This is a genomic window from Vibrio sp. S/42/10 (genome assembly GCF_029890535.1).
GTDB lineage: Bacteria > Pseudomonadota > Gammaproteobacteria > Enterobacterales > Vibrionaceae > Vibrio > Vibrio cyclitrophicus.
The window spans coordinates 302,049-317,548 of record NZ_JAKMZC010000003.1; the positions used below are offsets into that span (position 1 = coordinate 302,049).

Annotated in this window: 13 protein-coding genes; 1 reads left to right on the forward strand and 12 read right to left on the reverse strand. The window is 44.6% G+C overall.

What is annotated here, in order from left to right; genetic code table 11:
- The first annotated feature begins 54 nt into the window (after positions 1–54).
- Positions 55–2,616, forward strand: a complete 2,562-nt coding sequence (gene mutS / locus L8S15_RS05380) for a DNA mismatch repair protein MutS (RefSeq protein ID WP_016768193.1) — start codon at positions 55–57, stop codon at positions 2,614–2,616.
- 109 nt (positions 2,617–2,725) lie between these two features.
- Here the strand turns inward: mutS and rpoS are convergent, their stop codons facing one another.
- The 12 genes from rpoS to relA form a co-directional block, all read right to left on the reverse strand.
- Entirely contained in the window at positions 2,726–3,706 is a 981-nt protein-coding gene (rpoS, locus tag L8S15_RS05385; RefSeq protein WP_010435803.1) for an RNA polymerase sigma factor RpoS, read from the reverse strand.
- A gap of 98 nt (positions 3,707–3,804) precedes the next feature.
- Complete coding sequence (gene nlpD / locus L8S15_RS05390; protein ID WP_016768192.1) at positions 3,805–4,737, reverse strand: murein hydrolase activator NlpD; 933 nt, start codon at positions 4,735–4,737, stop codon at positions 3,805–3,807.
- Between the two features lie 35 nt (positions 4,738–4,772).
- A complete protein-coding gene (locus L8S15_RS05395; RefSeq protein WP_010435798.1) occupies positions 4,773–5,399 on the reverse strand; it encodes a protein-L-isoaspartate(D-aspartate) O-methyltransferase in 627 nt (208 codons plus the stop codon).
- Positions 5,400–6,143 (reverse strand): 5'/3'-nucleotidase SurE, encoded by a 744-nt coding sequence (gene surE / locus L8S15_RS05400; protein WP_010435796.1) that lies wholly within the window; start codon positions 6,141–6,143, stop codon positions 5,400–5,402. It lies immediately after the preceding gene.
- Positions 6,144–6,218: 75 nt separating this feature from the next.
- Positions 6,219–7,265, reverse strand: a complete 1,047-nt coding sequence (truD, locus tag L8S15_RS05405; protein ID WP_280572062.1) for a tRNA pseudouridine(13) synthase TruD — start codon at positions 7,263–7,265, stop codon at positions 6,219–6,221.
- 22 nt (positions 7,266–7,287) lie between these two features.
- Complete coding sequence (gene ispF, locus L8S15_RS05410; RefSeq protein WP_010435793.1) at positions 7,288–7,767, reverse strand: 2-C-methyl-D-erythritol 2,4-cyclodiphosphate synthase; 480 nt, start codon at positions 7,765–7,767, stop codon at positions 7,288–7,290.
- Between the two features lie 2 nt (positions 7,768–7,769).
- Positions 7,770–8,471, reverse strand: coding sequence for a 2-C-methyl-D-erythritol 4-phosphate cytidylyltransferase (gene ispD, locus L8S15_RS05415; protein WP_010435790.1), 702 nt, complete (start codon positions 8,469–8,471; stop codon positions 7,770–7,772).
- A complete protein-coding gene (gene ftsB / locus L8S15_RS05420) occupies positions 8,471–8,752 on the reverse strand; it encodes a cell division protein FtsB (RefSeq protein ID WP_010435786.1) in 282 nt (93 codons plus the stop codon). The genes ispD and ftsB overlap by 1 nt, the downstream gene beginning before the upstream one ends.
- A 284-nt stretch (positions 8,753–9,036) precedes the next feature.
- Entirely contained in the window at positions 9,037–10,335 is a 1,299-nt protein-coding gene (gene eno / locus L8S15_RS05425) for a phosphopyruvate hydratase (protein ID WP_010435783.1), read from the reverse strand.
- Between the two features lie 84 nt (positions 10,336–10,419).
- Entirely contained in the window at positions 10,420–12,060 is a 1,641-nt protein-coding gene (locus L8S15_RS05430) for a CTP synthase (RefSeq protein WP_010435781.1), read from the reverse strand.
- Positions 12,061–12,210: 150 nt separating this feature from the next.
- Positions 12,211–13,008 (reverse strand): nucleoside triphosphate pyrophosphohydrolase, encoded by a 798-nt coding sequence (gene mazG, locus L8S15_RS05435; RefSeq protein WP_016768190.1) that lies wholly within the window; start codon positions 13,006–13,008, stop codon positions 12,211–12,213.
- Positions 13,009–13,269: 261 nt separating this feature from the next.
- On the reverse strand, positions 13,270–15,492 hold the full coding sequence (gene relA / locus L8S15_RS05440) for a GTP diphosphokinase (RefSeq protein WP_010435778.1): 2,223 nt from the start codon (positions 15,490–15,492) through the stop codon (positions 13,270–13,272).
- Between the last annotated feature and the right edge of the window lie 8 nt (positions 15,493–15,500).

The window sequence follows — 15,500 nt, forward strand, 5'->3', positions numbered from 1 at the left end:
GAAACGCTTTCACGTATCCTAAGCCGCAATAGAAATAAACGAAAGAAGTTAACTGTGAAAGCCGATCAAAAACATACTCCCATGATGCAGCAGTATCTGAAACTCAAAGCAGAAAACCCAGAAATTCTGCTGTTCTATCGCATGGGCGATTTCTACGAGCTTTTCTACGATGACGCTAAAAAAGCCTCTCAACTACTCGATATTTCACTGACTAAGCGTGGCTCTTCAAATGGTGAGCCAATTCCTATGGCGGGTGTTCCATACCATGCTGTTGAAGGGTATCTTGCGAAGTTAGTGCAGTTGGGCGAGTCCGTAGCAATTTGTGAGCAGATTGGTAATCCAGCAACTTCAAAGGGCCCTGTTGAGCGCGCGGTTGTGCGTATCGTGACACCGGGTACCGTAACCGACGAAGCCCTGCTTTCTGAGCGAGTCGACAACTTAATCGCCGCTATTTACCACCACAATGGTAAATTTGGCTACGCGACGCTTGATATTACTTCTGGTCGATTCCAGCTATGTGAGCCGGAAACCGAAGAAGCAATGGCGGCAGAATTGCAGAGAACGTCACCACGTGAACTGCTATTCCCTGAAGATTTCGAACCTGTAAATTTGATGGCAAGTCGTAATGGCAATCGCCGTCGTCCAGTATGGGAATTTGAATTAGATACAGCTAAGCAACAACTCAATCAACAATTTGGTACTCGCGATCTTGTTGGCTTTGGCGTAGAAAATGCGAAGCTCGGTTTGTGTGCTGCGGGTTGTCTGATCCAATACGTTAAAGATACCCAACGAACAGCCCTTCCGCATATCCGTTCACTCACAATGGATAAACAAGATCACTCAGTGATCCTTGATGCGGCAACTCGCCGTAACCTAGAGATCACTCAAAACTTATCGGGCGGCACTGATAATACCCTTGCCGAAGTGCTTGATCACACCGCAACCGCTATGGGCAGTCGTATGCTTAAGCGTTGGTTACATCAACCAATGCGCAATATCTCAGCACTCGATCAGCGCCTAGACGCGATAGGTGAAATGAAAGATTTGGCTCTATTCACAGAGCTACAACCAACCTTAAAACAGATCGGTGATATCGAACGCATTCTTGCTCGATTAGCACTTCGTTCAGCGCGTCCTCGCGATATGGCTCGTCTTCGCCAAGCAATGGAATACTTACCAGAGCTTGCTGAAACACTGACGCAACTTAAACACCCATATCTTACTCAACTTGCTCAATATGCTTCTCCTTTGGGTGAAGTTTCTGAACTACTTGAGCGTGCGATCAAAGAAAACCCACCGGTGGTTATCCGAGATGGTGGTGTGATTGCAGAAGGCTATAATACCGAGTTAGACGAATGGCGTGACCTTGCAGCGGGCGCAACAGAGTTTCTTGACAAGCTTGAGCAAGAAGAGCGTGAACGCCATGGCATCGACACGCTTAAAGTTGGCTACAACAACGTACACGGATTCTTCATTCAAGTAAGCCGCGGGCAGAGCCATCTTGTGCCACCACACTATGTTCGCCGTCAAACGCTTAAAAATGCAGAACGCTACATTATTCCCGAGCTAAAAGAGCATGAAGATAAAGTCCTCAACTCAAAATCGAAAGCCCTGGCTATCGAGAAGCAGTTGTGGGAAGAGTTATTTGATTTGTTACTGCCTTATCTAGAGCAACTGCAAAATATCGCTTCTTCTGTATCTCAGCTTGATGTTCTGCAAAACTTAGCCGAACGTGCAGACACTCTTGATTACTGCCGTCCAACGATGACAGAGTCAGCTGGTGTGCAAATTCAAGCAGGTCGTCATCCTGTAGTGGAACAAGTGATGGACGAACCTTTCATTGCGAACCCTATCGACCTCAATGATCAACGTAAAATGCTGATCATCACAGGTCCAAACATGGGTGGTAAGTCGACCTACATGCGTCAGACCGCACTCATTGCGCTGATGGCTCATATCGGTTGTTATGTACCAGCAGAAAGCGCGACGATTGGCTCTATCGACCGTATCTTTACGCGTATTGGCGCATCGGATGATTTAGCTTCGGGTCGTTCAACTTTCATGGTTGAGATGACAGAGACCGCGAATATTCTGCATAACGCTACACCAAATAGCCTTGTGCTAATGGATGAGATCGGCCGCGGCACCAGCACTTATGATGGCCTATCACTGGCTTGGGCAAGTGCTGAATGGCTAGCTAATCAAATCAATGCGATGACACTATTTGCAACGCACTACTTTGAACTAACTGAACTGCCTAACCAACTTCCAACCTTAGCGAACGTACACTTAGACGCAGTTGAACACGGTGACAGCATTGCCTTTATGCACGCAGTGCAAGAAGGTGCTGCAAGTAAATCTTACGGCCTCGCTGTAGCTGGATTGGCTGGTGTACCTAAAGCGGTCATCAAGAATGCACGCACGAAGCTGACTCAGTTAGAGTCATTGAGTATCGACTCTCCAACCTCAAAGCCAAGCGGCGTCGATATAGCGAACCAACTGAGCCTGATACCTGAACCAAGTGAAGTAGAACAAGCACTGGCGAATGTTGATCCTGATGATCTAACCCCTCGCCAAGCATTAGAAGAGCTCTACCGCTTGAAGAAACTACTCTAATTAAAATAACCAAGCGCTGTGTTTTCTAGCTAAGATAGAGCTAGACCAAAAACTAAAAAACGCTGACATTTGGTCAGCGTTTTATTATTTCGAGATCGTGGAATATCGTTTAGTCGTTTTCAACGTTAAACAGGTTTTCCATGTTCAGACCTTGCTTGATCAGAATCTCTCGTAGACGGCGAAGACCTTCAACTTGGATTTGACGAACACGTTCACGAGTCAGGCAGATTTCACGGCCTACTTCTTCTAACGTTGACGGTTCATAGCCAAGTAGTCCAAAGCGACGTGCAAGCACCTCTTTCTGTTTCGGGTTCAGCTCATCTAGCCAGAAAATCAACGAGTTCTTGATATCGCTATCTTGAGTTGAAACCTCAGGATCGGAATTGTTGATGTCCGGAATAATATCCAACAGTGCTTTCTCACCGTCACCACCAATTGGCGTATCAACGGAGCTCACTCGCTCGTTTAAACGAAGCATCTTGCTCACATCACCAACTGGCTTGTCTAGCTTAGTAGCAATTTCTTCAGCCGTTGGTTCATGGTCAAGCTTTTGTGATAACTCTCTTGCTGTACGTAGGTAGATGTTCAGCTCTTTCACAACATGGATTGGCAAACGGATGGTGCGAGTCTGATTCATTAAAGCACGTTCAATGGTTTGACGAATCCACCATGTCGCGTAAGTTGAAAAGCGGAAACCTCGCTCTGGGTCAAACTTCTCTACGGCGCGAATCAAGCCTAGGTTGCCTTCTTCAATTAGATCGAGAAGTGCCAAACCACGGTTGCTATAACGACGAGATATTTTAACCACCAAACGCAGGTTACTTTCAATCATGCGTTTGCGGGCCGCTTCATCACCGCGTAGAGCTCGACGTGCATAAAGCACTTCTTCTTCAGCGGTTAGTAGTGGTGAGAAACCAATTTCGCCTAAGTAGAGTTGAGTAGCATCTAAACTTTTAGACGTAACTTCAGCTTCTTCTTTCGCTTCGGTTTTCTTAGTGACTGTTCGTTTTGCTTTTCCAAGTGTTTCCGATTCCGTGGTTACTTGGTTAAGATCGAACTCTTCTTTGGTTACTGCATTGCTTATACTCATAACGCCTCCCCCTGGCGAAATTAGCATGACATCACAACTTTATATGTCGCTAAATGACTATGTCACTCCATACAATATGTATTATTTGCATATTGTATTTAAGGCAAATATCGTTTTGGATTAACGGACTTACCTTGGTAACGAATCTCAAAGTGCAGCCTAACACTGCTGGCTCCAGAGCTTCCCATTGTTGCAATCTTCTGCCCTGGTTTCACACTTTGCCCTTCAGATACTAATAGTCGGTCGTTATGCGCGTATGCACTTAAGTAATTATCATTATGCTTCACAATCACTAGATTGCCGTAGCCTCGTAATGCATTACCCGAATAAACAACCGTTCCCCCTGCAGTAGATACTATTGGCTGACCTCGCTGTCCTGCTATGTCTATGCCTTTATTTCCTTGTTCGCCTACAGAGAAATTCTTGATTACTCTCCCTTTAGTTGGCCATAACCATTTGGATACTTTATCACTTGTTGGTTTGGTGGACGGTGTAACATTCTGTTTACCTTTAGAACCAACATACTCCTTTGATTTGGATTGTTCAACCTTCTTTGGTGGATCTTTTTTAACCACTTTAGTCGTAGTTTGAGTTGGCGCAGGTTTAGAGTTTTTACTCTTTTTAGGCGTAGTTTTAGGGGTACTTGCTGTCGATGACGTAGTGGATGCCGATGATGTAGTGGATGCCGCGACAGGCGCAGCAACTGCTGCAACCGCCACTGTTGATTTACCATACGCTGGTGCGCTGTAGCTCGGGCGCCACAACTTAAGCTTCTGCCCTGGGTGGATTGTATAAGGAGCAGAGAGCTTGTTATAACTAACTAAATCGTTAACGTCTTTGTTCGTCACATAAGCAATAAAATAAAGCGTATCGCCTTTTTTCACTTCGTAGTAACTACCGCGATAGCTGCCACGATCAATCGAAGAGTATTTTTTATTTAAGCTTGAAACTGGCGCAGGCGAATTCGCTGCACACCCAACAAGGGCACAGCTAAGTAGTAAAGCACTTACTTTTAACAACTTCGAACGCATCGACTCTCTACCCACCTACACCATTAGTCTTGTTATTAAGCTAGTTCACCGGGAACAAGAGGTACAAATCTCACCATCTCGATCACGCTCGATAAAAACTCGTCACCATGGCGAACAATCTTCAACAATTGTTGTTCGTCATCACCAACAGGGATTAATAAACGGCCGCCATCTTTCAACTGCTGTAAAAGAGCCTGAGGAATCGACTCTGCAGCTGCGGTGACAATAATCGCATCAAAAGGCGCCTTGGAAGACCATCCTTGCCAGCCATCACCATGTTTGGTTGAAATATTGTAGAAATCGAGTTGCTTCAACCTGCGTTTAGCATCCCATTGTAGAGACTTTATTCGTTCAACCGAATACACATGGTCAACAAGTTGAGCTAGTACAGCGGTTTGATAACCAGAACCCGTGCCAATTTCCAAAACACGGCTATCTTGTTGTAGTTCAAGTAACTCTGTCATTTTAGCAACGATGTACGGCTGAGAGATCGTCTGCCCTTGTCCAATAGGCAGCGCATTATTATCATAAGCTTGATGATGCATCGCCTGCGACAAAAAACTCTCTCTTGGTAATTGGTAAATCGCATCAAGCACTTTCTGATCTTGAATGCCATTTTCAATCAGAAAAGTAACTAAACGCTCTGCTTGTGGATTACTCACTTACTTCTCTCCTAACCATGTCGCCATCGCACCCAACGACTCATGCGCCGTTAAATCAACCTGTAGCGGTGTTACCGATACAAAACCATGCTCTATCGCATAAAAGTCCGTACCTTCACCAGCATCTTGTTCTTTTCCCGGAGGACCAAGCCAATAAATATCATGCCCGCGAGGATCTTTCTGCTTAATCATATCTTCAGCATGATGACGAGCTCCTAAGCGCGTCACTTGAGTACCAGACAGTTGATCCAAGGCTAAGTCAGGAACATTAATGTTTAGTAGGCGATTGGTCGGGATTGGATTTGCTAAATGTTGTTCGACGATACGACGAGCAATAACTGCCGCTGTCTTAAAATGTTTTTTTCCAACCAGAGAAAACGCCACTGACTGAACACCTAAAAAGTGCCCTTCCATTGCTGCTGCTACTGTACCTGAATAAAGCACATCATCACCAAGGTTAGCACCGTGATTAATACCCGTTAAAACCAGATCAGGCATCTCATTTTTGAGTAGTTCATTTAACGCAAAATGCACACAATCTGTTGGTGTCCCTTGTACCGAATAGGTATTTTCAGCAATCTCTTGAACACGAAGAGGTTGTTCTAAAGTTAATGAATTTGAAGCTCCCGAACGATTACGATCAGGTGCAACAATGATAATTTCAGCAAGATCACGTAATTCATTTGCCAGCTCATGAATACCTTGAGCGTGCACACCATCATCGTTGCTGAGTAAAATCTTCATCTTGTTTCCTTTCTTTTGTTCCATGCCAAGTGACTCAAATTCCCATATCAAGCCACTTAGCTCCAAACTGAATCATTACTGCTCGTAGCTTCTCTCTACGTGAACTTCTTCGACAAGTTCACGAACGATAGCGGTAGCAAAACAACCCGCATCAAGAGAAAACTTAAGAGTAATATTATCTTCGTCCACTTCCCAAGTTAAACCAGTAGGCTTCAACGAAGCTTCACGGCGATCATGGCGCATGCGGTTACCGCAAATAAGCGCCATTAGATCCGGTTCAGCATCAAGGTGTTTTTGCTCTAAAGCTTGAGACGCATCAATTGTAGGTAACGCATTATCTCCAGCCAAAGCAACCGTAATAAACGAAGAGCCGTTCTCGATGTCTTGATTTACCGCTTCGATATTATCCGCAGTTACCACTAGTTGAGCACCGTCTTTCACGACAATATCGCCAACCAGTGCCGATGCACACGCATCTTGCTTGATACGGTCTGAAAGGATCAGGTTGTAAATCCAAGAACGAGCTGCAGAAAGGTACAAGCTGCGCTTATTCTGATTACGCGTACGAACATTTTCACGCCCCCAACGTCGAGCTTCAGATAAGTTGTTACCTTCATTACCAAAACGCTGAGCTCCGAAGTAATTTGGCACGCCGACTTGAGCGACTTTTTCTAAACGCTTTACCACATCATCACAATCAGTTACTTCAGACAAAGTCAGCTCAAATTGGTTGCCAACTAAATCACCTGGACGTAACTTTTTGTTGTGTCGTGCCATCGCCAAGATCTCAATGCTTGGATACTGTGCTAAGAAATCTGAAAAGTCAGGCTGACCTTTAGGTAGGTGTACGCTCAACCATTGCTCGGTAACCGCGTGACGGTCTTTCAAACCAGCCCAACTCACGTCCTTCGACTTAACACCACATGCTTTAGCCAGCTCATTTGCTACGAAGCTCGTGTTTTCACCAGTTTTACGAATACGAACCATTAGGTGTTCGCCTTCACCAGTAAACTCAAAACCTAAGTCTTCATTAACGACAAAGTGTTCGGCTTTTGCTTTTAGTTTTGCTTTCGCAGTTGGTTTACCGTTTAGGTAAGCCAATGAAGATAAAATATCTGACATGCTGTTCTTTTCGTGTTGGTGCTTACGCACTTTTAGTAATTAGGACTACCGCTTCACATGCAATGCCCTCTTTGCGACCTGTAAAACCTAAACGCTCAGTAGTCGTCGCTTTTACATTCACATTGCCAATGCTGGTTTCTAAATCTTGTGCAATAGCTTGGCACATAGAGTCTATATGAGGAGCCATTTTAGGCGCTTGCGCCATGATAGTAATATCTGCATTACCAATCACATAACCTTGCTCTTTTACTCGACGGTACACATCTTTAAGCAATTCACGACTATCTGCGCCTTTCCATTCATCATCCGTATCAGGGAAATGACGACCAATATCACCCGCTGCAATTGAACCCAGTAAAGCATCGCATAATGCGTGTAGGGCAACATCACCGTCTGAGTGTGCGATAAGCCCTTGCTCGTAAGGAATACTAACGCCACCAATAATTACCGGGCCTTCACCACCAAACTTATGTACATCAAAGCCGTGACCAATACGAATCATCATTATTCCTTATTCTGACTTAAATAAAACTCAGCCAAAGCTAAATCTTCAGGCTGAGTAATCTTAAAATTATCTGAACGCCCCGCTATTAAGGCTGGAGATAAACCTTTCCACTCAAAAGCAGAGGCTTCATCTGTAATTGAAACACCTTGCTCTAACGCCTGACTCAATGCGTTACGTAAAGGCTTAGTTCGAAACATTTGTGGTGTAAGGGCGTGCCATAAATCGGCTCGATCAACGGTATGCTCAACCTGCCCTTGGGCACCTCGCTTCATCGTATCGCGAACAGGCGCAGCTAAAATAGCCCCTACCTCATGGTTCATCGCACCTGAAATCAACTTGTCGATATCACTCAATTGAACACAAGGTCTTGCTGCATCGTGGACCATAACCCAATCACCGAGTTGCTGTCGCGCGATATAATCTAAGGCAGAGAGGACGGAATCAGCTCTCTCGCTCCCACCAGACACTCTGAGCACTTGTGGATTATGATTAAGCGTAAGCTCTGGGTAGTAAGGATCATCGTCACTAACCGCAACCACAATTTGCGACACTTGTGGATGAGAAAGTAACTTCTCAACGGTGTGCTCTAAAATGGTTGTGCCGTGAATCTTAAGATATTGCTTAGGTCGGTCAGCCTTCATTCGGCTACCAATACCAGCTGCTGGTACGACCGCTACAACGCTTTGAAGTTGTGTAGACATTAATGAGATTCCTCACCAATTATGCGGTAAAACGTTTCGCCTTCTTTCACCATCCCAAGCTCATGACGAGCACGCTCTTCTATTGCGTCTAAGCCTTGGCGCAGATCATCAATCTCAGCAAACATTTCTGCATTTCGAATATGCAGCTTTTCATTTACTTGTTGTTGAACTTGGATTTCGTTGTTCACACCGTAGTAATCAGAAATACCATTTTTACCGAGCCACAGTGTATGTTGTAGCCAGCCAAACACTATGAGCAGTACTAAAGCAAAAATTCGCATAACACCTTTCGCCGGTTGAAAAAGAAGGAACTAGAATAAGGCACATATATACCATAATGCGCTTATTGGTGCGAGATATGTGGAGCTAGGGAATAAATAAGTCGGGGGGACTATTATTGTTCGTAACACGCGATGAGATTATCAACGCCCTCCTCCGTAGGTCTCGAGAATGACGAATTGTAGGTATAAAAAGGACAGTTTAATAAGTTCACTTTTATACAGGCAAAAAAATACCCCGCATAAGCGAGGCATTTAAAAAGCTTAGATGAATAATTCGCTAGGAATTATTGACCTTTAACTTCTTTAAGACCGTTGAAAGGAGCTTTAGAACCTAGAGCTTCTTCGATACGGATAAGTTGGTTGTACTTAGCAACACGGTCAGAACGGCTCATAGAACCAGTTTTGATTTGACCTGCAGCTGTACCTACCGCTAGATCAGCGATAGTTGCATCTTCAGTTTCGCCAGAACGGTGAGAGATTACTGCAGTGTAGCCAGCGTCTTTAGCCATCTTGATAGCAGCTAAAGTCTCTGTTAGAGAACCGATTTGGTTGAACTTGATAAGGATAGAGTTAGCTACGCCTTTCTCGATACCTTCAGCAAGGATCTTAGTGTTTGTAACGAACAGATCGTCACCAACGATTTGAAGCTTGTCGCCTAGAAGTTCAGTTTGGTGCTTGAAGCCATCCCAATCTGACTCATCAAGACCGTCTTCGATAGAAACGATTGGGAAGTTGTTCGCTAGCTCAGCTAGGTAGTGGTTGAACTCTTCAGAAGTGAAAGTTTTACCTTCGCCCTTCATGTTGTAGATACCAGCTTCTTTGTCGAAGAACTCAGATGCTGCACAGTCCATAGCAAGAGTAACGTCTTTACCTAGTTCGTAACCAGCAGCTGCAACAGCTTCTGCGATAACTTCTAGAGCTTCAGCGTTAGACTTAAGGTTAGGAGCGAAACCACCTTCATCACCAACTGCAGTGCTGTAGCCTTTAGACTTAAGAACTTTAGCTAGGTTGTGGAATACTTCAGCGCCGATACGTAGACCTTCTTTAAGAGTTTTAGCGCCAACTGGTTGGATCATGAACTCTTGGATGTCAACGTTGTTATCTGCGTGCTCACCACCGTTGATGATGTTCATCATTGGTAGAGGCATAGAGAACTGACCAGCAGTACCGTTTAGCTCAGCAATGTGCTCGTATAGAGGCATGCCTTTCGCAGCAGCAGCAGCTTTTGCGTTAGCTAGAGATACAGCTAGGATAGCGTTCGCGCCAAACTTAGACTTGTTATCAGTACCGTCTAGGTCAAGCATGATTTGGTCAACGTCAGCTTGTGCTTTAGCGTCAGAACCTACTAGAGCTTCAGCGATTGGGCCGTTTACAGCTTCAATAGCTTTAAGAACACCTTTACCTAGGAAACGTGATTTGTCGCCGTCACGTAGCTCAAGAGCTTCGCGAGAACCAGTAGATGCGCCAGATGGAGCAGCAGCCATACCTACGAAACCGCCTTCTAGGTGTACTTCAGCTTCTACAGTTGGGTTACCACGTGAATCGATGATTTCACGACCTAGAACTTTAACGATCTTAGACATTGAATGTTTCCTTCTCGTTGAATATATATAAATGTCAAATTTAAAAGGTAGCAGCACAACTTACGCAGCTACCTGTATTCCTTTTTACTTTTCTAATTCGCCGCGCTGATATTCACCAGCTGCTTTAACGAAACCTGCAAACAATGGGTGACCATCGCGAGGTGTTGAAGTGAACTCTGGGTGGAATTGAGCAGCAACGAACCATGGGTGGTTCGGGTTCTCAATAACTTCAACCAGTTTCTTGTCCGCAGATAGACCTGATACTTTTAGGCCCGCTTTTTCAATTTGTGGACGAAGATTATTGTTCACTTCGTAACGGTGACGGTGACGTTCATGGATCGTCGCGCTACCGTATAATTCGTAAGCCTTAGTACCTTTAGCAAGGTGACAAAGCTGTGAACCTAGACGCATAGTACCACCTAGGTCGGATTTTTCAGTACGTTCTTCAACTTTACCTTCGCCGTCGATCCATTCAGTGATTAGGCCAACAACAGGGTATTTAGTTTCCTTACAGAATTCAGAAGAGTGTGCTCCTTCCATCTTCGCAACGTTACGAGCGTACTCAATAAGAGCAACTTGCATACCCAGACAGATACCTAAGTAAGGTACTTTGTTTTCACGAGCGTATTGAGCAGCAAGAATCTTACCTTCAACACCACGATCGCCAAAGCCACCAGGAACTAGGATTGCGTCTAGGCCTTCTAAAATTTCTACGCCTTTTGACTCAACATCTTGAGAGTCTACGTATTTAATTGTGACGCTTAGGCGGTTTTTCAAGCCTGCGTGCTTAAGTGCTTCGTTTACTGATTTGTATGCATCAGGTAGTTCAATGTACTTACCAACCATACCAATCGTCACTTCACCCGTTGGGTTAGCTTCTTCGTAAATTACTTGTTCCCACTCAGACAGATCAGCTTCTGGTGCATTGATACCGAAACGCGTACACACAAGATCATCAATGCCTTGTGCACGGATTAACTGTGGGATCTTGTAGATAGAATCTACGTCTTTCATCGAGATAACGGCTTTTTCTTGTACATTACAGAAAAGAGCAATTTTCTTACGTTCGTTTGCTGGGATAACACGATCTGAACGACAAACTAGGATGTCAGGTTGGATACCGATAGAAAGTAGCTCTTTTACAGAGTGTTGCGTTGGCTTAGTTTTCACTTCACCTGCAGCCGCTAGGTAAGGAACTAGAGTTAAGTGCATGAACATTGCGCGTTCACGACCTAATTCGACAGCTAGCTGACGAATCGCTTCCATGAATGGTAGAGATTCGATGTCACCAACAGTACCACCAACTTCAACAAGCGCGATATCGTGGCCTTTAGCACCAGAGATTACGCGTTCTTTAATAGAGTTAGTAATATGAGGGATAACCTGGATTGTTGCACCTAGGTAATCACCGCGACGTTCATTACGTAGAACGTCAGCATAAACACGACCTGCTGTGAAGTTGTTACGCTTAGTCATCTTGGTGCGAATGAATCGCTCGTAGTGACCAAGGTCAAGGTCAGTTTCAGCGCCATCTTCCGTAACGAACACTTCACCGTGTTGAGTCGGGCTCATAGTGCCTGGATCAACGTTGATGTAAGGGTCAAGCTTCATCATAGTCACTTTAAGACCACGAGCTTCTAAAATAGCCGCAAGAGATGCTGCTGCAATACCTTTACCTAGAGAGGATACAACCCCGCCAGTAACAAAAATGTAATTTGTCGTCATGTTTAACCTGAAATTGGTTGAATGAGGGAAATGGATTACTTCTGGACGGGATGAAAATATACCAGAAGCCCCTTATCGCCACAACGTGAAATCTATCACACTGCTATTTTTTATTTTTTGCTTCAAATCAATTCATGATAAATGCTTTGGTTATCTTTTCTCCGCCACTTTGACTTCATCCCACATAGAATCAAGCTGTTGTAGTGAAAAATCGGTTAAATCCTTATCTTGTTGGCGAACTATTTGTTCGACGCCTTTAAAACGTCGTGAAAATTTCAGATTTGCTTTTGTCAGAGCCGATTCCGGATTTTTTCCCAGATGTCGGACCAAATTAACCGTCGCAAACAGTAAATCACCCAACTCTTCTTCAACCAGGTCTTCATTTGGTGTCACTTGAAGCGCTTCTTCTAGCACCTCATCGACTTCCTCTAAAACCTTATCTGCAACTGGACCGATAGAGTCCCAATCAAAGCCGTATTTTGCGACTTGTTTTTGAATCTTTGTAGCACGCGAAAGTGCAGGCAGAGAGTTTGGTATTGAGTCTAGAATACTTTCCTGAGTTTTTCCTGCCTCGGCTTTTTCTTTGGCCTTTTCAGCTTCCCAGTTAGCATTAATTTCTTCATCACTTGCAAATTCGGTATCAGAAAAAACATGCGGATGGCGGCGTGTTAGTTTCTCATTGATACCGTCGACCACATCAGAGAACTCAAACAAGCCCTGCTCTTTTGCTAATTGGCTGTAGAAGATTACCTGAAACAACAAGTCACCCAACTCTTCTTGCAGGTTCGGCCAGTCTTTGTTGTGAATCGCGTCCACCACCTCATATGTTTCTTCGATAGTATGCGGCACAATTGTTTCAAAGTTTTGTTTCAAATCCCAAGGACAGCCACCTTCAGGATCGCGCAGCTTAGTCATAATCTGTTCAAGTTGTTCAATCGGGTGATTCATCATTTTCTTCCTATTCACTGTCTTTGATTTTTTAAATTTATAGCTTCACTGAAACTAAAAGGTACTCAAACTAAAAGATATTAGAACTAAAAAAGGTGAGCAGCCAAAACCACTCACCTTTGTTGATACTGTCTAATTCTCTAAATAATTGAAACTGTGGCTAGGCGACAAGCAAGCGAAACTCCTGAGCATAGCTTGTCTATGTGATTGAGCGAGTGCGCTCAGGCAACAACGCCATCAGCTTCAAGTATGACGAGAATTTTAGCCTAGGCGTTTTACGCTCATGACATCTTTGATTTGTTCTACTCGGCTAGTCACTCGACTCAGAATTTCAATATTGGTCACTTCCAAATCAAAATCCATCACCGATAGCTGACGTTTGTAGTCGATACGGCTCTTCATTGTCGTCACACTAATCTTTTCATTTGAAAACAAAGAGGTGATATCTTTCAATAAGCCATTCCGCTCTAGCGCTTCAACACGCAGCGTTAGGATATATGATCCAACGAAGCCATTACCCCAGACGGTATCAATGATACGCTCTGGTGCGTGCAGGTGAAGCTCACCTAATTGCTCACAATCAGCCCGGTGAACTGAGATACCACGCCCTTGAGTGATATAACCTTTGATTGTATCGCCAGGGATAGGTTGGCAACAACGCGCTAAATGCGTCATCAGGTTATCAACGCCTTCAACGACAACCGCATCTTTCTTAGGGCGGCTTTGTTGCGCGGGTTTGTTTTCTGACTCAAGCAGTTTCTCTAACGCTTTTTTGTCTTCTTCTTCCGCTGTTGGTTTGTTAACCAAGGCATTAATGTGATTAACCACTTGGTTAATACGCAAATCGCCACTACCAATACCAGCATAGAGTTCATCTGGCGTATTTACATTGAAACGTTTCAAAGCATATTGATCGGCATCTTTTAGGGTTGCACCCACTTTGGCTAGTTCAACCTCAAGGATGTCTCGACCCGCTTCTAGATTTTTCTCACGACTTTGAGCACGGAACCATGCGTTAATTTTTGCACGAGCACGACCAGAATGAACGAAGCCTGTGGTTGGGTTTAGCCAGTCACGTGAAGGGTTCGGTTCTTTCTGGGTGATGATTTCAACTTGATCACCCATTGATAGCTTATGAGTGAATGGGACGATTCGACCAGCAACTTTGGCACCGATACAACGGTGTCCAACCATCGAGTGGATGTGGTAAGCGAAGTCCAGTGGGGTTGCACCCATAGGTAAATCAACCACGTCACCTCGTGGTGTAAAGGCATAAACGCGGTCATCGAATACTTGGCTACGAACTTCATCCAGCATCTCGCCAGAATCAGACATCTCTTCTTGCCAGTCGATAAGTTTACGCAACCAAGTAATTTTCTCGTCGTAACCACTGCGTCCGCTTGAAGCACCTTCTTTGTACTTCCAGTGCGCAGCGACACCAAGCTCAGAGTCTTCATGCATCTGCTTGGTACGGATTTGAATCTCAATGGTCTTGCCTTCAGGGCCCAGAACTACAGTATGAATTGATTGGTAACCATTTGGCTTAGGGTTCGCCACGTAGTCATCAAATTCACTTGGTAAGTGTTTGTATTTGGTGTGAACCACACCTAAACCGGCATAACAGTCTTGCAGTTGGTCTGCGATAATACGCACTGCACGCACATCAAAAAGCTCATCAAACGCTAAGCCTTTCTTCTGCATTTTACGCCAGATACTGTAGATGTGTTTTGGTCGACCGCTGACTTCCGCATTAATGCTTGAACGCTTCATTTCTGCCGTTAAGTCATCAACAAAGTCTGTGATGTATTGTTCTCGGACGATACGACGCTCAGACAGCTGTTTAGCAATCTGCTTATAAGTGTCGGGTTGTTGATAACGGAACGCGTAATCTTCGATTTCCCACTTCAGCTGACCAATACCTAAACGGTTAGCAAGTGGAGCATAAATATTAGAACACTCTTTTGCTGCCGCACGGCGCACAGCATCAGGGGCCTTTTTCACTTCAATAAGGTTACAAATTCGCTCTGCTAGCTTGATGACTACGCAGCGGAAGTCATCGACCATCGCCAGTAGCATACGACGAACGTTATCGACTTGACCCGAGGCAGCACTGCCTTCAAGGGTCACGTTTAGCTGGCCTAACGCCGCCATTTCTTCAACGCCATCAATCAGCTTTACGGTTTCTTTGCCGTAGTATTCTTCAAACGCTTCACGCTCAAAAACACCACTTGAGACGACTGGGAAAAGTTGTGCAGCGATCAACGTCGCACGGTCCATAGACAGCGTAACCAAGATTTCGATCATCTCACGCCCACGCCAAAGCAGGAGAGACGCTTGATCGTGATCTTTTAACAGCTCTTCACAGTGACGATAAACTTTGATCAGTTTATTCGAGGTCTTTGCGTCTTGATTCAATGACGCAATCCAACTTTCTAGCTCAAACTGTTCGCTTGGGTTTAAATGTGCGCTTCTTACCGCAACCATCATGCCTT